The sequence below is a fragment of the Paenibacillus sp. 2TAB19 genome, assembly GCF_052115185.1.
Classification (GTDB): Bacteria; Bacillota; Bacilli; order Paenibacillales; family Paenibacillaceae; genus Pristimantibacillus.
The window spans coordinates 41,337-61,717 of the sequence record NZ_JBFRGE010000032.1 but is presented as its reverse complement, the minus strand read 5'-3'; the positions used below and the strand labels follow the sequence as shown (position 1 = coordinate 61,717).

General features: G+C 48.9%; 18 protein-coding genes. 14 read left to right on the top strand and 4 right to left on the bottom strand.

The genetic code is table 11. From position 1 onward, the window contains the following. Position 1: 1 nt before the first annotated feature. From AB4Z33_RS16200 to pduL, 10 genes are all read left to right on the top strand, one after another. Positions 2-1,252 carry a competence/damage-inducible protein A gene (locus AB4Z33_RS16200; protein ID WP_442050888.1) on the top strand — a complete coding sequence of 417 codons (1,251 nt, stop codon included), beginning with the start codon at positions 2-4 and terminating at the stop codon, positions 1,250-1,252. Between the two features lie 273 nt (positions 1,253-1,525). Then, a complete protein-coding gene (gene recA / locus AB4Z33_RS16195; protein ID WP_442050887.1) occupies positions 1,526-2,578 on the top strand; it encodes a recombinase RecA in 1,053 nt (350 codons plus the stop codon). A gap of 132 nt (positions 2,579-2,710) precedes the next feature. Beyond that, the gene (locus tag AB4Z33_RS16190) at positions 2,711-3,400 is read left to right on the top strand and encodes a RecX family transcriptional regulator (RefSeq protein ID WP_442050886.1); all 690 of its coding nucleotides are present in this window, start codon (positions 2,711-2,713) and stop codon (positions 3,398-3,400) included. A 212-nt stretch (positions 3,401-3,612) separates the two neighbouring features. Further along, positions 3,613-5,154: a ribonuclease Y gene (gene rny / locus AB4Z33_RS16185; RefSeq protein ID WP_442050885.1), complete on the top strand. Its 1,542-nt coding sequence runs from the start codon at positions 3,613-3,615 to the stop codon at positions 5,152-5,154. A gap of 90 nt (positions 5,155-5,244) precedes the next feature. Then, a complete protein-coding gene (locus AB4Z33_RS16180) occupies positions 5,245-6,045 on the top strand; it encodes a TIGR00282 family metallophosphoesterase (protein WP_442050884.1) in 801 nt (266 codons plus the stop codon). Between the two features lie 136 nt (positions 6,046-6,181). Beyond that, positions 6,182-6,442 carry a stage V sporulation protein S gene (locus AB4Z33_RS16175; protein WP_006036664.1) on the top strand — a complete coding sequence of 87 codons (261 nt, stop codon included), beginning with the start codon at positions 6,182-6,184 and terminating at the stop codon, positions 6,440-6,442. 225 nt (positions 6,443-6,667) lie between these two features. Then, on the top strand, positions 6,668-7,603 hold the full coding sequence (locus AB4Z33_RS16170; protein WP_442050883.1) for a dipeptidase: 936 nt from the start codon (positions 6,668-6,670) through the stop codon (positions 7,601-7,603). Between the two features lie 401 nt (positions 7,604-8,004). Then, a complete protein-coding gene (locus AB4Z33_RS16165; protein WP_442050882.1) occupies positions 8,005-9,762 on the top strand; it encodes a 2-oxoacid:acceptor oxidoreductase subunit alpha in 1,758 nt (585 codons plus the stop codon). Next, on the top strand, positions 9,740-10,606 hold the full coding sequence (locus tag AB4Z33_RS16160) for a 2-oxoacid:ferredoxin oxidoreductase subunit beta (RefSeq protein WP_442050881.1): 867 nt from the start codon (positions 9,740-9,742) through the stop codon (positions 10,604-10,606). Before AB4Z33_RS16165 ends, AB4Z33_RS16160 begins: the two co-directional genes overlap by 23 nt. A 94-nt stretch (positions 10,607-10,700) precedes the next feature. After that, complete coding sequence (gene pduL / locus AB4Z33_RS16155; RefSeq protein WP_442050898.1) at positions 10,701-11,273, top strand: phosphate propanoyltransferase; 573 nt, start codon at positions 10,701-10,703, stop codon at positions 11,271-11,273. Between the two features lie 326 nt (positions 11,274-11,599). Here the strand turns inward: pduL and AB4Z33_RS16150 are convergent, their stop codons facing one another. Then, positions 11,600-13,093, bottom strand: a complete 1,494-nt coding sequence (locus AB4Z33_RS16150) for an MDR family MFS transporter (protein ID WP_442050880.1) — start codon at positions 13,091-13,093, stop codon at positions 11,600-11,602. Positions 13,094-13,284: 191 nt separating this feature from the next. Here AB4Z33_RS16150 and AB4Z33_RS16145 point away from each other — a divergent pair, with 191 nt between their 5' ends. The 4 genes from AB4Z33_RS16145 to AB4Z33_RS16130 all read left to right on the top strand — a co-directional run bounded on the left by AB4Z33_RS16145 (position 13,285) and on the right by AB4Z33_RS16130 (position 16,504). After that, positions 13,285-13,887 (top strand): TetR/AcrR family transcriptional regulator, encoded by a 603-nt coding sequence (locus tag AB4Z33_RS16145; RefSeq protein WP_442050879.1) that lies wholly within the window; start codon positions 13,285-13,287, stop codon positions 13,885-13,887. A gap of 122 nt (positions 13,888-14,009) precedes the next feature. Continuing rightward, a complete protein-coding gene (miaB, locus tag AB4Z33_RS16140) occupies positions 14,010-15,602 on the top strand; it encodes a tRNA (N6-isopentenyl adenosine(37)-C2)-methylthiotransferase MiaB (protein WP_442050878.1) in 1,593 nt (530 codons plus the stop codon). Positions 15,603-15,625: 23 nt separating this feature from the next. Continuing rightward, the gene (locus tag AB4Z33_RS16135) at positions 15,626-16,135 is read left to right on the top strand and encodes a RicAFT regulatory complex protein RicA family protein (protein ID WP_442050877.1); all 510 of its coding nucleotides are present in this window, start codon (positions 15,626-15,628) and stop codon (positions 16,133-16,135) included. A gap of 150 nt (positions 16,136-16,285) precedes the next feature. After that, the gene (locus tag AB4Z33_RS16130; protein WP_442050876.1) at positions 16,286-16,504 is read left to right on the top strand and encodes a hypothetical protein; all 219 of its coding nucleotides are present in this window, start codon (positions 16,286-16,288) and stop codon (positions 16,502-16,504) included. A gap of 90 nt (positions 16,505-16,594) precedes the next feature. Here AB4Z33_RS16130 and AB4Z33_RS16125 read toward each other — a convergent pair whose 3' ends face one another. The 3 genes from AB4Z33_RS16125 to AB4Z33_RS16115 are packed head-to-tail and all read right to left on the bottom strand — an operon-like array spanning position 16,595 to position 20,281. Beyond that, positions 16,595-17,731 (bottom strand): Ger(x)C family spore germination protein, encoded by a 1,137-nt coding sequence (locus AB4Z33_RS16125; RefSeq protein ID WP_442050875.1) that lies wholly within the window; start codon positions 17,729-17,731, stop codon positions 16,595-16,597. Then, positions 17,728-19,182, bottom strand: coding sequence for a spore germination protein (locus AB4Z33_RS16120; RefSeq protein WP_442050874.1), 1,455 nt, complete (start codon positions 19,180-19,182; stop codon positions 17,728-17,730). The genes AB4Z33_RS16125 and AB4Z33_RS16120 overlap by 4 nt, the downstream gene beginning before the upstream one ends. Continuing rightward, positions 19,169-20,281, bottom strand: coding sequence for a GerAB/ArcD/ProY family transporter (locus AB4Z33_RS16115; RefSeq protein WP_442050873.1), 1,113 nt, complete (start codon positions 20,279-20,281; stop codon positions 19,169-19,171). Before AB4Z33_RS16115 ends, AB4Z33_RS16120 begins: the two co-directional genes overlap by 14 nt. Positions 20,282-20,381: the final 100 nt, after the last annotated feature.

Below are 20,381 nucleotides of genomic sequence, written 5' to 3'. Positions count from 1 at the left end.
GATGAAGGCAGAAATTATTGCGGTCGGCACAGAACTGCTGCTTGGCCAAATTGTAAATACGAATGCGCAGTATTTATCGCAAAAGCTTGCTTCGCTTGGCATCGACGTATATTATCAAACGGTTGTTGGCGACAATGCCGCAAGATTAAGGAAAGCAATCGAAATTGGTCGCGCGCGCGCTGATCTGCTTGTCTTCACGGGCGGACTTGGTCCGACACTAGACGATCTGACGAAGGATGTGCTGGCCGACTACTTGGGAAGAGGACTATATCTCCACTCCTCATCCATGGAGCGCATTGAGCACCTGTTCGGTTCACGGGGACTGCATATGGTCGAGAGCAATCGCCGCCAAGCGAATATGATCGAGGGCAGCGATGCGATTGACAATAGCGCCGGCCTTGCGGTCGGAAATGGCCTGGACGTAGACGGTACGCTTTATTTGCTGCTGCCTGGCCCTCCTAAAGAGATGAAACCGATGATCGACGGTCCTGGCGAGGCGTGGCTTCGAACGAAGCTGATTGATGAGCAGCCGCTATATTCGCGCCAGCTTAAGTTCGCCGGCATTGGCGAGTCGAACCTCGAAGCGAAGCTTATCGACCTCATTGAAGCGCAAAGCGATCCGACTATCGCCCCTTATGCGAAGGAAGGCGAAGTTGCGGTACGCGTGTCCACGAAGGCGGCAACGCTTGCTGAAGCTGAGCGGAAGATCGACGATATCGTCGATCAGATTAAAGCTAGAATCGGAGAGCATTTGTATGCGCAGGATGACATCCCGCTGGAGGAAGCTATCGTACAGCTCCTGAGAGGCTCGCGGCGCAAGCTGGCAAGCGCGGAGAGCTGTAGCGGGGGATTGTTCGCGGAGCTCGTTACGAACGTTCCTGGCAGCAGTGGCGAGTTCGTGGGAGGTGTCGTAACCTATACGAACGAGATGAAGCATCGGCTGCTCGGCATTCCGATGTCACAGCTCGAAGGAGACGGCGCTCCTGGGGCGATCAGCGAGTCGACAGCCGCTCTCATGGCTGAGCGTGTCAGACAGTTAGCCGATGCCGACTTCGGCGTCTCGCTGACCGGCATTGCCGGACCTTCCGAGTCGGAGGGCAAGCCGGTTGGCCTTGTTTACTTCGCGATCGCGGAACGGGGCAAGGATACGCTCGTGCACACGACGAACCTAAGCGGAGATCGGGCGATGATACGCTTAAGAGCGGTGAAAGCTGCGATGTACCGGCTCTGGCAGGCTCTTCGGGAGCAGTGATTGGGTGCGGGTTGTAACGAAGAAGCCAAGCAGCCGATCTTTTTACTGGCAAACACTGATGCTGAAAAAAAGCTTGTCTTTTGTCGAAGGCAGATCTATAATCGGAAGTAGTTATCGGAAGAACCGTGGCGAAGAATACTTTGCTGCGGTTTTTTTATTGTCCTCTGGCATGCGCATCTAGAAAAAAAGCGAATGTATGTTCGAAAAAAATGCTTGGCAAGCAGTCACAAGTAAGGTATCATACAATTATAAACGATGAAGGATGTGAGTTTCTTGTCGGACCGTCGCGCTGCGTTAGAGATGGCTTTACGCCAAATCGAGAAACAATTTGGTAAAGGTTCTATCATGAAATTAGGTGAATCTACACACATGCAAGTAGAGACCGTTCCTAGCGGTTCGCTTGCTCTAGATATTGCGCTTGGAATCGGGGGCTTACCTCGTGGTCGTGTTATTGAAGTATATGGACCTGAATCGTCCGGTAAGACGACAGTTGCTCTTCATGCTATTGCAGAAGTACAACGTATTGGCGGACAAGCTGCTTTTATCGATGCGGAGCATGCACTCGATCCGCTCTATGCTAGCAAGCTCGGTGTTAACATTGATGAGCTGTTGCTCTCCCAGCCGGATACAGGCGAGCAAGCACTCGAGATCGCTGAAGCGCTTGTACGAAGCGGCGCAGTTGACGTTATCGTCATTGACTCCGTTGCCGCACTTGTTCCAAAGGCTGAGATCGAAGGCGACATGGGCGATTCGCACGTTGGTCTTCAGGCACGTTTGATGTCGCAAGCGCTACGTAAGCTGTCCGGCGCGATTTCGAAGTCGAAGACGATCGCGATCTTCATTAACCAACTTCGTGAGAAGGTTGGCGTTATGTTCGGCAATCCGGAGACAACACCGGGCGGACGCGCATTGAAGTTCTACTCCAGCGTACGTCTTGATGTACGCCGCGTTGAGACGCTTAAGCAAGGTAATGATATGGTCGGTAACCGTACGCGTATCAAGGTCGTGAAGAACAAAGTTGCACCTCCGTTCAAGCAAGCAGAGATTGATATTATGTACGGAGAGGGCATCTCGAAGGAAGGCTCATTGATCGATATCGGCGTTGAGATGGATATCGTTCAGAAGAGCGGTGCTTGGTTCTCTTATGAAGGCGAGCGTCTTGGACAAGGCCGCGAGAACGCGAAGCAATACTTGAAGGACCATAAGGACATTTCTGCTGTCATCGAGAAGAAGATTCGTGATGAGAGCAATCTATCGGCTACGGCGCAGCAAGCAAACTTTAACCAAGAGCCGCAAGAAGAAGACGAATTCGAAGATCTGGAATAGAGCTGCAACAGGCAGGATGAACTTATAGCTAATGTCGCTTCGCCGTCCCGTAAGGGGCGGCGAAGCTTCGTTTAAAAGCGACTTAACCGCCTAGCGGCAGTAACGTCAGCTTGTCGGGAGGTAGTCAGCACAGTGGGTGAGCAGCATTCGGAAGAAGATGGATGGATGATTATATCCGTTAAGCAAGACAAGAAGGAACGACGGAGATACCAGCTGTTCGCAGGATCAGAGGAGCCGTTATTAAGCGTCCATGAGGACATCCTTATAAAGTTCAGTCTTATGAAGGGCCGATTGCTTTCGGAGTCGGAGCTGGAAGAAATAAGAACGGAGGACGAGCGATATCGCGCTTATGCATTGGCGGTTTATTACTTGGGCTCAAAGCCGAGGACGAGAAAGCAGATCGAGCAGTATTTATTAAGGAAGCAATTCGAGGAAATGAATATTCGTTATGCGCTCGACCGTTTAGAAAGCGAGCATATTGTGGATGATGAACAATATGCGCTTCAATTCGCTGCTCAGCGGTTGAAGAGCGGTCTAAAAGGCAGACATTGGATTAAGCAGGAGCTGCAGCAGCATGGCATCTCGCAAGAGCTGGCCGGAGAAGCGCTGCGTACGCTGAATGGAGAAGCGGAGTTAGCATCCGCAACTGCAGCTGCTGGCAAAAAATGGCGTTCTCTCAAAGGCACGCCGAAGGAGAGAAAACAGAAGCTGATTGTCTTTTTGCTGAGACGCGGATTCCCGAGCGACATCGCTAGAGAAGCCGTGAAGTCAGTTGATAGCGATGAAGATGAGGATGCTTTCGACATGGATGAGGAGTACTAAAGGAAGCTGTAAGCCGTTTTCGCTTGACAATTGATTTTACGAAACGATAAAATGAGGATGTATTCCTTCTATTTGAATCAATTTTCCTTCCAAAAGTTGATTCGAAACGATTATTTTCGTCAAAATGGTAGATGAGAAACGGTTTGGAAACCGATTGAAAACCTAATATCATCCCAAGCGCAAGCTTGGTGTGCAACAAGGAGGTGAACAAGATGCATAATGCATATTGGATCTTGATCTGTCTCTTTGTTGGCGCAATATTCTTTGTGATTGGTTATTTTATTCGAAAGTCGATTGCAGAGGCTAAAATTTCGAGTGCCGAGCAAGCCGCAGTCCAAATCGTGGAAAACGCGAAGAAGGAAGCGGAGGCACAGAAAAAGGAAACCGTACTTGAGGCAAAAGACGAAGTCCACAAGCTCCGTTCGGAAGCCGAGAGAGACATTCGTGAACGACGCAATGAGGCTCAACGTCAAGAACGACGTTTGCTCCAAAAAGAGGAGTCGTTGGATAAGAAAATAGAAGCGCTAGAACGCAAAGAAGAATCTGTGGCCAACAAAGAGAAGCGGATCGAAGAAACGCAGGAGCAGATCGACTCCATCTATAAGCAGCAGCTCAGTGAACTTGAGCGTATATCGAGTCTGACGATGGAAGATGCGAAATCAATTATTTTGTCGAATGTCGAACAGGAAGTACGACATGAGACAGCACAAATGATTAAAGAGATCGAGCAGCAAGCGAAGGAAGAAGCGGACAAAAAAGCGCGCGACATTATTTCCCTAGCTATTCAACGCTGTGCGGCGGATCATGTGGCAGAGACGACGGTATCTGTCRTAACATTGCCTAATGAAGAGATGAAAGGCCGCATTATCGGGCGCGAAGGCCGCAATATCCGTGCTTTGGAAACATTGACCGGTATCGATCTCATCATCGACGATACACCGGAAGCGGTCATTTTGTCTGGATTTGACCCGATTAGACGTGAAATTGCTCGTACATCTTTGGAGAAACTTGTGRCTGACGGACGTATTCACCCTGCCCGTATCGAAGAGATGGTCGAGAAATCCCGCAAAGAAGTGGATGAGCGTATCCGTGAATACGGTGAGCAGGCTACTTTCGAGGTTGGGGTGCATGGCTTGCATCCAGATCTAATCAAGATTCTGGGCCGATTGAAATATCGGACGAGCTATGGTCAGAACGTATTGAAGCACTCCATGGAGGTTGCTTACCTGACAGGTCTGATGGCTGCCGAGCTAGGCGAGGATATTACGCTCGCGAAGCGCGCAGGCTTGCTGCATGACATCGGGAAAGCGCTTGACCACGAAGTGGAAGGCTCACACGTTGAGATTGGCGTAGAGCTTGCTAAGAAATACAAGGAGCATCCTGTTGTTATTAACAGTATCGCTTCCCATCACGGCGATTGCGAGGCAACTTCCGTTATCGCAATGCTCGTTGGAGCAGCTGATGCTTTGTCGGCTGCGCGTCCTGGAGCACGTCGTGAAACGCTTGAGACGTACATCAAGCGACTGGAGAAGCTTGAAGATATCTCCGAGTCGTTCGAAGGCGTTGAGAAGTCGTACGCGATTCAAGCTGGTCGTGAAGTGCGCGTTATGGTACAGCCAGAGAAGATCGATGATACGGAAGCGTTCCGACTTGCACGCGACATTACGAAGAAAATCGAGAGCGAACTCGATTATCCGGGGCATATTAAAGTCACCGTTATTCGTGAGACAAGAGCGGTCGAATACGCGAAATAAACAACGAACCACATATGCAATACCGAAAAGTGGCTGCTCGTCAGCCACTTTTCTGCATATAGCGTACAAATAGAAGGAAGTGGATTAAAAGTGAGCACGAACGTATTATTCATCGGCGATATTGTAGGCAATGTAGGAAGAAGCGCGCTTAAACGGGTATTGCCCGCGCTGAAGAGCAAATATAATCCGCATATTATTATTGTGAATGGCGAGAATGCAGCCGCCGGCAGAGGCATTACGGCGAACATAGCGAAGGAATTTTTCGAATGGGGTGTCCACGGCATTACGATGGGCAACCATACGTGGGATAATAAAGATATATTCGAATGGATCGACGATGAGCCAAGACTCGTGCGTCCGGCCAATTTCCATGAGAGTGCGCCTGGTCAAGGCATGGCTTTCATTAAAGCGGGCGGCAAGCAGCTGGCGATCATTAATTTGCAAGGAAAAACGTTCCTGCCGCCGATCGATTGTCCGTTCGCCAAGGCGGATGAGCTGGTAGAACAAGCAAGCCAGAAGACAAACAACATTTTAGTTGATTTTCATGCGGAAGCGACCTCAGAGAAAATCGCTATGGGCTGGCATTTAGACGGCCGAGCGTCGATTGTTGTGGGCACTCATACCCATGTACAAACGAATGACGATTCGATATTGCCCGGCGGCACAGCTTACTTAACCGACGTAGGCATGGTTGGCCCAAAAGAAGGCGTTTTAGGTATGGAACGCAACGCAGTCCTTCATAAATTTATTACCCAAATGCCTGTTCGTTTTGTCGTTGACGAGGGCAAATGGCATTTGCATGCCGTTTCCGTTCAGCTAGACGATGCGACGGGAAAAGCGACGAAAATGCAAAAAATTCGATTGACCGAGGACGAATGGCTGCTTATGTAAGGCTCAAAATCTTTGAAAAGTGCGACTATTCAGAATAGCTTGTAAAGTGTGACGAATAAAGCAGGAATTTTTTAACCTCCCTCGAATACTATTTAAAAGTGGAATCCATCCAACATTCCCAGGGGAGGTACTTTTCATGGATGTATTAAAAGTTTCAGCAAAGTCCAATCCAAATTCCGTTGCAGGCGCATTGGCTGGTGTTCTCAGAGAGCGCGGCGGCGCTGAATTGCAGGCTATCGGCGCAGGGGCGCTCAATCAAGCGATCAAAGCAGTAGCTATTGCACGCGGGTTCGTCGCTCCCAGCGGGGTAGATCTCATCTGCATACCGGCTTTTACAGACATCGTTATTGACGGCGAGGATCGAACGGCTATTAAGCTGATCGTGGAACCACGATAATAACGAAATAGTAGAGCGGCGGCGGAATGTCTGGATGACCGATCAAATCGTTCGCCTGTTTACGTCGTAGACAGGTTTTTTTGACGTATAGGAAGGTATATGATTTTGCTCATACTTTCTCTATACGTTTCGACGAAACGATGGCGTCATAGAAAAGGACGCCGTCAGGCGTTTCTTCTTAAATGCATAGGTTTATTCATATTGTCCCTATAGGTGAGGTGCTACATGAAAGTTGTCGATTTCCATTGTGATGTGCTCTGCAAGCTGCTGGAAGACGAGCTGTTGACCTTTCAAAGCAGCAAGTCAGGCGCACTCGATGTTACATATGAAAGGCTGCAGGCAGCAGGCACGGTGCTTCAAACGTTTGCGATATACATACCGAGGGCAATAAGCGGAAGACTGGAACCGATTCTGGAAAGCATTGATCGATTTCATGAGCAGGTGCTGACATGCGAGAATATGGTGTGGGTACAATCCGCCAGCGATCTGGAGACTTGTCTGGCAACGGGAAAAATCGGAGCGCTGCTCTCGCTTGAGGGAGTGGACGGCCTGCAAGGGAATATGTCCATGCTGCGCACCTTGCATAGGCTCGGCGTTCGGGCGGCTGGCATGACTTGGAATAATGCGAATTGGGCAGCGGATGGCGTGATGGAGCCGCGAGGCGGCGGATTGACAGGCCTCGGGCGCCAATTCGTTGATGAATGCGATAAATGGGGAATCCTACTGGATGTATCTCATTTATCCGAACAAGCCTTCTGGGATACCGCGGAGCGGACGAAAAGGCCGATTATCGCTTCGCATTCGAATGCAAAGACGATATGCAACCACCCGCGCAACTTGTCTGATGACCAGATTAAGCGGATTATCGAGAAAGGCGGCATGATTGGCATAACATTCGTTCCCTATTTCGTATCGGATGCGGAGCGGGTAACGATCGACGACGTTGTGCGGCATATTGAACATATGTGCGAGCTAGGCGGAGAGCGATCGATCATGTTGGGTTCGGATTTTGACGGAATCGATGTCTATGTGGAAGGACTAACCCATCCGGGTGAGCTCGTTAATCTGCGGGAAGCGTTGCTAAAGCGTTATACGGAGCAGCAGACGGAGCGGTTTTTCAGCGGAAATGCGATCGATTTTTTGCTGAAGCAGCTGCCTTAACAAAATATACATCTACGATCTAATTGCGGTATTGATTTCATCTAAACAAACTATCGTTCCCTATAAGCGTTTACATCTTGCATTTTGGCACTTTGACCATTAAAATTGTTGTGACTGTTATAAGAAGATACACATTTATCGCTAGATCATGTCGATATACGTTTCATTTTTAAAATATAAGAAAGTATAAATTTGCTGTTTATACTGTGCTTATATTTCAACGCGAAACGTTAGCTGTTGCCACCAAAGGACGGCGACAGCCGTTTACGCTTGGGCAAGCCGGATCCGTATTTTTCGATTTTACGATGGAATAAACATGATGTCGTCAGAGGGCGGCGACGATCGTTCACGCATGCCATTTTAGAACGTGCTGGAATGGCTACAAAGAGGAGATGGGCATTTTGATCAGTCAATTGTCTTGGAAGATCGGGGGCCAACAAGGGGAAGGCGTCGAAAGTACAGATCGGATCTTTTCCACGGCGCTCAATCGATTGGGCTATTATTTATACGGTTATCGGCATTTCTCTTCAAGGATTAAAGGCGGACATACGAACAACAAAATTCGCATTAGTACAACACCGATTCGCGCGATTTCGGACGACTTGGATATATTGGTTGCATTCGACCAAGAAAGCATCGACCTGAACGCGGTGGAGCTTCGTCCAGGCGGAGTTGTGGTAGCGGATGCAAAGTTCAAACCAACGATTCCGGAAGGTATCGATGCGAGATTATTCGCGGTGCCGATTACGGCGATGGMAGAGGAGCTTGGCACTTCCTTAATGAAGAACATGGTTGCTTCCGGCGCTTCATGGGCGCTGCTAGGCTTGCCGCTCGAAGTATTCAATAAAGCGGTTGAAGAGGAGTTCGGACGCAAGGGCGCAGCCATCGTCGAAAAAAATATTGAAGCGGTTAAGCGCGGTGCCGAGTTCGTTCTTGCGGAAGCTGGCGGACCGATAGATGCATTCAAGCTGGATGAAGCAGACGGCAAGCAAAAGCTGTTCATGATCGGTAATGAAGCGATTGGCCTAGGCTCGATTGCGGCAGGTTGCCGACTCATGTCGGCCTATCCGATTACACCGGCATCGGAAATTATGGAATATTTAATTAAGAAGCTGCCTAAGTTCGGCGGCACGGTCGTGCAAACGGAGGATGAGATCGCAGCGGTTACGATGGCGATCGGCGCCAACTATGCCGGCGTTCGCACAATGACGGCATCCGCTGGCCCTGGCCTTGCGCTTATGATGGAAGCAATCGGTCTTGCAGGAATGACAGAGACGCCGCTAGTCATTGTCAACACGCAGCGCGGCGGCCCGTCTACAGGTTTGCCGACGAAGCAAGAGCAATCCGACTTGAACGCGATGGTTTACGGAACGCACGGTGAAATTCCTAAGGTCGTTATTGCGCCAGCCTCGATCGAGGACTGCTTCTACGATACGATTGAAGCGTTCAACGTCGCTGAACAATATCAAGTGCCGGTCATTCTAATGACCGACCTTCAATTATCTTTAGGCAAGCAATCCTGTGAGCAGCTTGATTACAGCAAAATCGAAATCAAACGAGGAAAGCTTACCGTCGATACACCTGCACTCGAGGGACCAGAGCTGTTCAAGCGCTACGAGCTTACAGAAGACGGCGTCTCGCCGCGCGTCCTGCCAGGCGAGAAAGGCGGTTTGCACCATGTAACGGGCGTTGAGCATGATGAAGTCGGCCGTCCATCCGAGAGCGCGGTCAACCGCCGCAAGATGATGGATAAGCGCCTTAACAAGCTCAATAATATGTACATTCGTGATGCGATTCGCGTGGATGCTCCGCATCAATCGCCTGATCTGCTCATTATCGGCATGGGCTCGACAGGCGGCACAATTGATGAAGCTAGGATGTCGCTTGCGAGCGATAGCGTGACGACGAATCATATTACGATTCGCCAAATCCATCCGTTCCCAACGCAACTGCTGCTGCCGCACCTGCAAAGCGCGAAAAAAGTGGTCGTTATCGAGAACAATGCGACGGGACAGCTTGCATCACAAATAAAAATGCATGCCGGCTTCGCTGAGAAGATCGAGAGCCTGCTCAAATATGACGGCAATCCATTCCTGCCCGCACAGATTTACAAAGCCTGTAAGGAGCTGATCGAAGATGGCAACATTCAAAGAGTTTAGAAATAATGTTAAGCCGAACTGGTGTCCAGGCTGCGGCGACTTCTCGATCCAAGCTGCCATTCAGCGCGCTGCTGCCAATGTCGGATTGGAGCCGGAGGAGCTGGCTGTCATATCCGGTATCGGCTGCTCGGGACGTATATCCGGCTACATTAACGCTTACGGCTTCCATGGCATTCATGGCCGCGCGCTTCCAATTGCACAAGGCGTGAAGCTTGCTAACCGCGAGCTTACGGTAATTGCTTCTGGCGGTGACGGGGACGGCTTCGCAATCGGCATGGGCCATACCGTTCATGCGATTCGCCGTAACTTGAACGTCACCTATATTGTAATGGACAACCAAATCTACGGTTTGACCAAAGGTCAAACGTCGCCGCGAAGCGCGGAAGGGTTCAAAACAAAATCGACGCCTGAGGGCTCGATTGAAACGACGCTTTCACCGCTTGAGATTGCTATGTCAGCCGGCGCTACATTCGTCGCGCAGTCGTTCTCCAGCGATCTGAAGCAGTTGACGAGCTTGATCGAGCAAGGCATTAAACATGAAGGCTTCTCGCTAATCAACGTATTCAGCCCATGCGTAACGTTCAACAAAATCAACACCTACGACTGGTTCAAAGAAAATATCGTTAATCTGGAGCAATTCCCGGAATACGATCCGTCGAATCGTGTTGCAGCGATGAATAAGATTATGGAAACGAACGGTATGCTAACCGGTCTTATCTATCAGAATACGACTCGCAAGTCGTACGAAGATATGATTACAGGCTTTAAGCGGGAAGCGTTGGCGAAAYAAGATATGATGATTACGCAGGATGAGTTCCAAAAGCTTGTCTCAGAATTTAAATAAATGGTATGATGAGCATACGGTCTGCGGGCCGTATGCTTATTTTTTGCAATAAAAACGTATCTAATTATTAAAGATCAGGGAGTGTGACGATATGATACATAAGCTAGTGCCAATCGGCGTATCTGCCAGACATATCCACCTATCCGAGGAGCATGTCGAAGCATTGTTCGGCTCTGGATATACATTAACGGAAATGAAGCCATTGTCTCAGCCAGGTCAGTATGCGGCCAATGAAACGGTTGCTGTGATAGGACCGAAGGGACAATTCGAGAAGGTGCGTATTCTCGGGCCGGTAAGAAAGCGGACGCAGCTTGAAGTATCGCGCACAGACGCCTTCGCCTTAGGCGTAAAGCCTCCAGTCCGCGAGTCGGGAGATATTGCCGGATCAGCAGGCATCAAGCTTCAAGGGCCTGCAGGAGAAGTGACGATTGAAGAAGGCGTTATCGTAGCAGCCAGACATATTCACTTCCATTCGAGCGATGCGGAACGCTGGAATATCGAGGACAAGCAGAGGCTGCGCGTTCGTGTAGGCGGTGATCGAGGCGTCGTATTCGAAAACGTCATTGCCCGCGTATCGGATGAATTCGCTCTCGACATKCATATCGATACCGATGAAGCCAATGCCGCTGGCATTGCTAACGGCGATAGCGGGGAAATCATCGAATAGATTTCTGTCATAGAAATGTACTAGCCATTTGAATGGATTTCTTACAATCTAAAGGCTAGATAAGAGATGATAACAGAGTTTGCTTGGATTATGTACACTCAAATGAACCGTTGAAGGCTGCTTAAGGCTAAAATGCTGGATTTGACTGTAAGTTTTCCAATCAAACGTCACTTATTAAGCGATTTGGCTTCAGTAGCCTGTACGTAATACAGGTAAAACATAATACATCTAAGAGATGTTGCTGTAGCCATACCATACCTATGTTATAAGAAAAGAAGCTGCTTCCCGCGCGAGCGGAGAGCAGCTTCTTCTGTTTTTAAACGTATTTAGTGACCCATCATCATCGTTACATCTGGTTTATCACTTGGATTCTCGCCCGCTTGCAGCTTCGGCTTGCGAAGCAGGATGGAGAACAGAATGCCAAGGATGCCGATGCAGCCTAAGACGAGGAATGTATCCGCATAAGCGGAGTAGAATACATCCGGTCCTGGATTCGAAGCCAAATGATGCTCAGCGCGGCTCGCAAGCAGTGTGGAAAGTCCGGCCACAGCGAACGAGGTCATAACTTGTTGAGCAGCAGCCGTCAGCGACGTAACGCGGCTAACAAGCTCCTTCGGAGCGGATTGGATGATATGCGTATTAAGCGGCATCATCGACAAGCCCATGCCAGCACCGATCAAAGCAAGCGGAATCATCAGCGTGATTAGAGTCGTGTCAGCCGATAATTGCGTGAGTAAAAATGTAGCGATCGTAATGATAATCAAACCGGAAAATACAACAGGACGTGCGCCGAGCTTGTCGTAGAGCTTACCGCCGATTGGCATGAATAAGCCCGCTGCGAGCGCCTGAGGAAGCAGAATAAGGCCGGTCGTGAAGGCGGAATATTCTTTGACCACTTGCAGATAGACCGGAATAAGGAAGATCGTACCGAACAAAGCAATCTGTACAATCCATTGAAGCACGACTCCGCGTGTAAAGTTGCTTGATTTGAATACCCGCAGCTCAAGCAGCGGTTCACTGCGTCTAAGCTCTACGGTGATGAAAATAATAAGCGCGATTACGCCTACGATAATGCCGATAAGCGCCTCAGGCGAGGTCCAGCCGCTGCCAGCGCCGCCTTCTCCGCCGCCAGCCGAGCTAACGCCGTACGCAAGAGAGGCGAAGGCGAGCGGTGCGAAGATCATGCCTAAGTAGTCAAGCGCCGGAACTTTCTGACGTTCAATGCGAGGCAATGTACGAAGTCCGATAATGACAGCAATGATACCGATCGGCAGATTAATCAGGAAGATCCAATGCCATGTAGCATAATCAACGAGCCAGCCTGCAACGACCGGACCAAGAGCAGGAGCGARCAGCATCGGGATACCGATCATGCCCATAACAGCACCTTGCTTGCCCGGAGGGCTAAGTCTGTAAGTAAAGGCCATTGCGATTGGCGCTACCATACCGCCGCCGAGACCTTGAATAATGCGGAACACGATAAGCTGCTCTGCCGTTGTAGCGAGTGCGCATAAAGCGGAACCGAGCGTGAACATGATGATTGACAGCAGGAAAATCTGTTTCGCGCCGAAGCGGTCAGACAGCCAGCCTGCCAGTGGGATAACAGCTGATTGGGCAAGCGCGTATCCGGTAATGGTCCATTGAACGAGCGTCATGGAGCTTTGGAAGTCGTCCATAAGCCCTTTCAGAGCAACGTTCATTGCCGTGCCGTCCAATATAACCATGAACATGCCGACAATAATAGCGAGCAGGGGAGCGATAATACTCTTCATCGAGAATTCAGCGCCATCCTGCTGCGGCTTGATTGAAGCAGAAGCCATTATTATTTCCTCCTATCCTTCTATTGCGGTATGCCGGTTCTCCATGCGTTGACCTGCAACCATGTACAGGATACAATGAGAACGACTACTGCATTTATATAGCGGACAATTGTCCGCACTATAGAATCATAATGAGGATAGTATTAATTGTCAATCCTTTAACGGTAAAATAATTGAAGGAGAAATGTGCAATGACGGCAGCAGACAGCGGCAGAACAAAACAAGAGTTGAGCGCAGCAATTCTGCAGACGGCCCATCACTTGTTTAACGTGCACGGAGTTGAATGCGTCAGCATGCATCAAATCGCCAAATCGGCAGGAATCGGACAAGGCACGCTTTATCGGCGTTATGCCAACAAAGGCGACTTGTGCATGGATGTGATGAAGGACAGCTTCGAGCGTTTCAGTGAAGATATTGAACAGCAATTAAAAACAATGGTAGATCGTACCGTGCAGGATCGATTATATAACGTCGTGTGCAACGTTATTCAATTCCTGGAAACGAAATCGCGGTTTCTCGGCGTTATGCATGCTTCTCAATTAAACGACGTGCAGAAAACCGATTTTTTCGAGTCGCCGCCTTATCATTTTATCCATGGCGCTATTTGCAGCCTGTTGAAGGAAGCGGCCGAGCATGAACTCGCGTATTCCATTGATCCAAGTTATGTGGCGCATTCCTACATATCGGTGATGTCGCCGCATACCCACATGCATCTTCGAACGAGATGCGGATATTCGCTGGCCGAAGTGCAAGAGCAATTTCGACTTACGCATATAGCTCCGTTGTTCAAATAGAGCATCTTAGCGCTATAATCCATCGGCAAGGCATGGATATATGTACCGCTAACTGGTATAATACTGAATTGGACTAGATGTGCCGGAAACAATTTATGTATCTATAAGGAAGTGAGAAGGCCTTGGCTGCCGATCGTACTCAAGAGGACAAGAACAAGAGTAATGTCCAAACGAAGGACTACTCCAAGTATTTTGATTTCAGCGATGCGAAAGTGATCGATCAAGATGATAGCTCAACTACTTACCGGATCAAAGGTAGAATTATAAACATAAATTCGGCGCCCAGCCACAAGGACGAGAAGAAGCGCGGCAAAGAGGACATCGAGGTTCATTACGATTTCTCCATTCCTGAAGAGCTGCGGACACTTGGCTTAGGCAAGCATTATTTGATCCAGACGTACGGTTGCCAAATGAACGAGCATGACACCGAGGTTATGAAGGGCATGTTCGAGCAGATGGGCTACACGGCAACGGAGGATCGACAGCAGGCTGATGTCATACTGCTCAATACTTGTGCGATCCGCGAAAATGCGGAGGATAAAGTGTTCGGCGAGCTCGGACACTTGAAGACGTTGAAGCTGGAGAAGCCCGATCTGCTGCTCGGCGTATGCGGATGCATGTCGCAGGAGGAGTCGGTCGTCGGTCGAATTTTGCAAAAGCATGCGTTTGTCGATATGATATTCGGAACGCATAATATTCATCGATTGCCGCATTTGCTGCAGAACGCATATTTCAGTAAAGAAATGGTCGTCGAGGTATGGTCCAAAGAGGGCGACATTATAGAGAATATGCCGAAGAAGCGGGAAGGCATGCGCGCTTGGGTTAATATTATGTACGGCTGCGACAAGTTCTGTACGTATTGCATCGTTCCCTACACACGCGGCAAGGAACGCAGCAGAAGGCCAGAGGATGTTATCGCCGAGATGCGCGAGCTTGCTAGGCAAGGCTTCAAGGAGATTACGCTGCTTGGCCAAAATGTGAATGCATACGGCAAAGACTTCGAAGACATCAACTACCGCTTTGGCGATCTGATGCAGGATATGTCCAAGATTGACATTCCGCGTATTCGGTTCATGACAAGCCATCCTCGCGACTTTGACGATCATTTGATCGAGGTGCTTGCGGGTCGCGGCAACTTAGTCGAGCATATCCATCTGCCTGTTCAGTCCGGCAGTACGGAGACGTTGAAGCGAATGAGCCGCAAGTACACGCGCGAGGCATACTTGGAGCTGGTCGGCAAAATTAAGCGGGCGATACCGGACGTTTCACTGACGACCGATATTATAGTCGGTTTCCCTGGCGAGACGGACGAGCAGTTCGATGATACATTATCGCTAGTGGAAGAGGTAGGCTTCGACTCCGCTTACACATTCCTTTATTCACCGCGTGAAGGGACGCCTGCTGCCGTGATGGAGGACAATGTTCCTCTTGCCGTTAAGAAGGAGCGATTGCAGCGGCTGAATGCGCTTCTCGGAGCGATATTCCGTGAGAAGAACGAGCAGCTTCTCGGACAGATCGTAGAAGTGCTGGTCGAAGGCGAGAGCAAAAATAATGCAAACGTCCTATCAGGACGCACCCGCACGAATAAGCTCGTTCACTTGGAAGGGCCGAAGGAATGGATCGGACAGTTCATTCATGCGAAAGTAACGGATGCGCAAACCTGGTATATCAAGGCTGAAGCGCTTGAAACACATACACAAGAAGCAGTTAGTTAATGACGATACAGGAGAGATGTTAAATGGCAAACCAACAGACAGCGGCAAACAAAACGGATCAGCACGGTCACGATCATCATCATGAGCACGGCGAGTTCTGCAGCAATCATGAGATTCCGTCGTTCAATACTCGCGACCTCATCGTGAAAGAAGATATTATGGCCAAAGCGAAAGAACTGGCAAGCGTCATCTATACTTCGGAGGAAGTGCAGCATTACCGTCGCGCCGAAAAGCAAATTAATAATAATGAGCGCGTTCAGGTTCTCATTAATCAGATCAAGAAGAAGCAGAAGGAAGTTGTCGCGTTCGAGACGACGTTCAAAAACGCCGATATGGTGAAGAAGATCGAAGCCGAGATGGAGACGTTGCAGGATGAGCTGGACGGCATTCCGATCGTAACCGAATTCCAACAAAGCCAAACGGATATCAACTACTTGCTGCAGCTCGTCGTATCGATTATCCGCGATACCGTTTCGGAGAAAATCAATGTAGAGGATGCTTCACCGGCTGAAGATCCAGAGGAATGCATGTAAGACTAGTTGTGAATGTGAATTGGAGAAACCCTCGTGTAATGGCGTTGGGTTTCTTTTTTGTTTAGCATTAGCTGTTTTGGGCAGGGTTGAATATCGAAAAATAGGGGCGTATACTGGGGAGATATCAGATCGGGAAGGGAGAGATGGGATATGACGGTTGGTAAAATGCTGCGTAATGTTTTTTTGGGTCTTATATTTGGTGTGTTAGCAATTGGACTTATGCCTTTTTTGATCGTTTTTAATTGGGCGGAAATGCTCAATCTAGCCGAGATCGAAACCTCGCCGCTCCTTATGCTTTTGGGTCGTTTTATCGGGCCAGCCAAGCGTAGCGTCAATTCAGACGATCTTAAGCAACGATCCGATCAATAACCGATTTCGTTTTGTCTATTCATTTCATACATGACCCGGAGAAGTAGCCTTATTGAAGGCTCTTCTGCCGGATCTTTTTTTATGCTTCCATTACATCAAGAAGTTCGAATGATCGATTCTCGTATGGACTTGAACTTCGAAATCGGCCAATCCGTAACGATTCTCCATCCAGTCGGATTTCATTGCTTTCCACTGCTTCGGATTACTGCGGTGAATTCGTTCGCCAATGCCTAGTAAGTCGACTTTCTGTTTCTGCGTGTATTGAAAGAATTTCTGGATGTCTTGCTCGATAATGGTATTGAGCTGGCCTTCCCACACATGGATCGTATCCGGCGTTATATCCATTCCTTTGCAGGTTAGATTAGTAATGGTCAAATCGGCATTAATCGTGATCGATACGCGCGATTCCAAACTCGCATTAATGTTAACGTTCGTTTTTGCTTTGCTCATTATATTTTCTAACGTGACATGCCCGCCGTCATCGCAAGTAATGCTTTCGATTGTGCCTTCCATCAGATTGCTTGCTCGAAGATAGGCTTTCGTTAAGGACGGCGACAGCTTGCCTGACAGTCGATCGCCGTGAAACGCATACATACCCGACGCTTTCAAAATGGATTTATCTTCATCAGCTGCTTGAATAGTCGGATAAATAAGCGGAATCGCTATATCCTTAAATTCGTTCGTGTAGTCCCGATAAGCCATTAGAAGCGTTGTTTTCGAGGTTTGACCGGTAGATTTGCCGCCTTCGACCAACCCTTGAAACACTTGCGAATTAATGGTCGCGCTTGGAGATGACAATTGCAAAATCTCAAACGCGTTCCCTTCCGTTATAAATAACAAAGCCGTATTGCGGAATTGGCGCAAGCGGCGGATGGCTTCGATCTGCGGCATAATGCCTTGCTCGGCGATCGCCTTGCTAAACAAGATGCTGGATGCATGCCCCCAAAGAAGCATTCGGTCCGATTTATTTCTCATTTGGCGAGCCGCTTCGAACAGGCTTTCACCTTCTTGCGACAAATAAAATTTATCGTTTTGCATGCCTTTCGGTTGTTGTCCGCTTGGCGTTATTTTAGAAATTTCAGCGGTCAGTTTTATGTTATGTTTATTCCCCTTATCGATCGCGAGGGAATGCACGATATGAATTTCGTTCAGCTCCACGCTGCCCACGCAGCCGGCAGTTGACAGGCTGATAAGGGCAAGAATAAGGAACGCGCAGACTCTGCTCATTTTTTTGCCCCGTTTCTGTAACGAAGACGACGTAAGGGGTGAAATAGAGTTGGACGTTTACTGTTGAAAGTACTCGGCCTTCGGATCGCGATATCTCCGAGTAATTCGAAATCGAAAGGAGCCGCCGGTGACAAGTAAGGCACGCCGAACGATCGCAAAGAGGACAAATACGTCATGAGCATAATAACCCCGGCTACGATGCCGACATAACCCATTAATGAAGCCAGCAGCGTCATTCCGAATTGAATCATTCGGATGACATAGTTGATTGCAGTGGACGGAAGCGTGAACGTAGCTATGCCGGTAAGCGCAGCGACAATAACCATAATAGGAGATACGATACCCGCTTGCACAGCGGCTTGGCCAAGGATTAAGGCGCCGACAATGCTGACAGCTTGGCCTACCTGCTTAGGCATCCGAACGCCTGCTTCGCGCATGATTTCGAAGGCGATCATCATCGAGAAACTTTCGACAACGGCAGGAAAAGGAACCGGTTCCTTCGCGGAAGCGATGCTCTGGAGAAGGGGCGTCGGCACAAGCTCATGGTGAAACGTTACAGTAGCGACATAAAAACCAGGCAACAGCATGCCAATGATCGCACACAGCAGCCGCATGATGCGGATGCTTGAACCGATATAATAATTCCAAGCATAATCTTCGCTTACTTGGAACGCTTGCAGGAAAACGAACGGCAGCATCATCACGAAAGGAGAGCCCTGCACAACAATTGCGATCCGGCCTTCAAGCAAGCCTCCGACGACTCTATCCGGTCTTTCGGTTGACTCGATCAATGGCAGCAATGTTCCTTGGTTATCGACGATCCACTCTTCAATTGTATTGTCTCCCGGGACGAGGTCTCCCGGAATTTCATCGAGCCGCCGATGCACCTCCTTCAGCAGAGAAGGGTTTGTCACGCCTCCTATCGATACGACGGCCAAACCTAATTTCGTAATGATCCCGGTAGAGCGGTATTCGACCATCAGATCGGGAGAAGGGCAATGATAACGGATTAAGGCGAGGTTGTTGCGAAATGATTCGGTAAAGCCGCTGCGCGACCCTTTGACCGAAGCTTCGCTAACGGGCTCTTCCACATTGCGGAGTTGTACATCAAGCGTGTCATAGGCAATGCCAAGCTGTTTGTTGTGAAACAAGAGTACGGTCCGTCCCAGAGCCAATTCCGTTGCTGCCTCCGCAATTTTATGCAGCTTGTATTTGCTTGACAACATCCGTTGCAGCGACGAAGAGTTGCGGTCGGATATGGACAACTCAAGTTCACGAAGCTTCGTTTCGTCGGCAAGCCCCCTCAAATAACAGACGGTAATGTCATCTTGTCCTTCTTTGACGGCTTGAAAGTCAATAATGACCAAGTCTTCCGTATGTCGCATTTTCTCTGTCAGCCATTTTTTGTTTATATCCGGGGACGAAGACAACAATTGATCATCCGCTTCCATATGGTCTATCCTCCGATGACGTTTGGTGTTTAATTGCCGCCCCGACGAGCAGCAGTACAGGGAGCGCGAGCTGGAAAAGTACAAAATACCATGCTTGCTTGTCGTAAAAGCTGCTCATCTCGATCAAGCCCCACACTTTATACTTCGAGCTGATAACGATACCTATCGCCATCGGTATAATGAACAACCGTGGGTTGCTAAGTCTGAAGCATTCGGTCAACGCTTGTAAGGACGACCAAAAATAAACGGTTATTTTCAAGAACGAACTCATGACCCAAATGGCGATCAAAATGGCGTCAAGTCTTTCAATATTTCGGAACAATTGAATGTTTTGAATCAGGCTGATGATGGGATACGTAAAGCTGCTCGTCGCCTTCCCCCCGAATACGACACTGCAGCCAATGACTGCCATCATCAGAAAGATGCCGGAAATAACGACTCCGGCAACCGCGTATTGAACGGTCTGTTTTGAACGTTTCACGTGATTCAAAACCATGGATATGAACATAAGATCGCCAAACCAAGAGACGACCACGATTGTACCATTCAGCGGTTGCATAAAGCCGTTCTCCAGCACCGGTAGCAAATAGTCAAAGTGGTACTCTTTGATCAACAGCAAATAAATGACTAGAAAGGTTATGATCGTGATCAAAAAAATCATAAACGCGACTCTTGAAATGACCTCCAATCCATGAAAGACGGCATAGGCACACATGATTATGCCAATGAGGAGATACCAATTTTGCGGAATCATCGGGTTCAAGGCAATGACGAAAAACTGGGCGAACTCTCGAAGCACCCAAGACGACACATCCATAAAGTAAAGGATGAAAATAACCGCCAATAGTCCGCCTCCCGGGCGTCCGAGCACATGCGTGCAAATAGCTATAAGGCTTTTGTCTGGGTACAGCTTATTCAGTTGCAGGAAGACCAGCAGGTTCAATGCTCCGCCCAAGATGCCGATAAGGACTAAAAACCATGCATCTCGGTCCGCATAATGCGATAAGGAAGACGGCGCATAAAGACTGGAAGTACCTACGGTGGAAATGACGATTAATGCCATTAATTGTTGGTTCGATATCATCATGCGATGCATCATAGTTAATAATTTCCTCTCTTTAATAAACTAAGTCTGTCCCTGAAGCTGTAAATTATTCGCATGCCTAACGGCATAATAGGGGCATAATGGAAAGACGAAG

Coding starts and splice junctions, on each gene's coding strand:
- AB4Z33_RS16145 (WP_442050879.1), top strand. CDS start 13,285: ATGACGGCAGCAGACAGCGGCAGAACAAAACAAGAGTTGAGCGCAGCA.
- AB4Z33_RS16130 (WP_442050876.1), top strand. CDS start 16,286: ATGACGGTTGGTAAAATGCTGCGTAATGTTTTTTTGGGTCTTATATTT.
- AB4Z33_RS16120 (WP_442050874.1), bottom strand. CDS start 19,182: ATGGAAGCGGATGATCAATTGTTGTCTTCGTCCCCGGATATAAACAAA.
- AB4Z33_RS16135 (WP_442050877.1), top strand. CDS start 15,626: ATGGCAAACCAACAGACAGCGGCAAACAAAACGGATCAGCACGGTCAC.
- AB4Z33_RS16170 (WP_442050883.1), top strand. CDS start 6,668: ATGAAAGTTGTCGATTTCCATTGTGATGTGCTCTGCAAGCTGCTGGAA.
- AB4Z33_RS16115 (WP_442050873.1), bottom strand. CDS start 20,281: ATGATGCATCGCATGATGATATCGAACCAACAATTAATGGCATTAATC.
- AB4Z33_RS16200 (WP_442050888.1), top strand. CDS start 2: ATGAAGGCAGAAATTATTGCGGTCGGCACAGAACTGCTGCTTGGCCAA.
- AB4Z33_RS16175 (WP_006036664.1), top strand. CDS start 6,182: ATGGATGTATTAAAAGTTTCAGCAAAGTCCAATCCAAATTCCGTTGCA.
- AB4Z33_RS16125 (WP_442050875.1), bottom strand. CDS start 17,731: ATGAGCAGAGTCTGCGCGTTCCTTATTCTTGCCCTTATCAGCCTGTCA.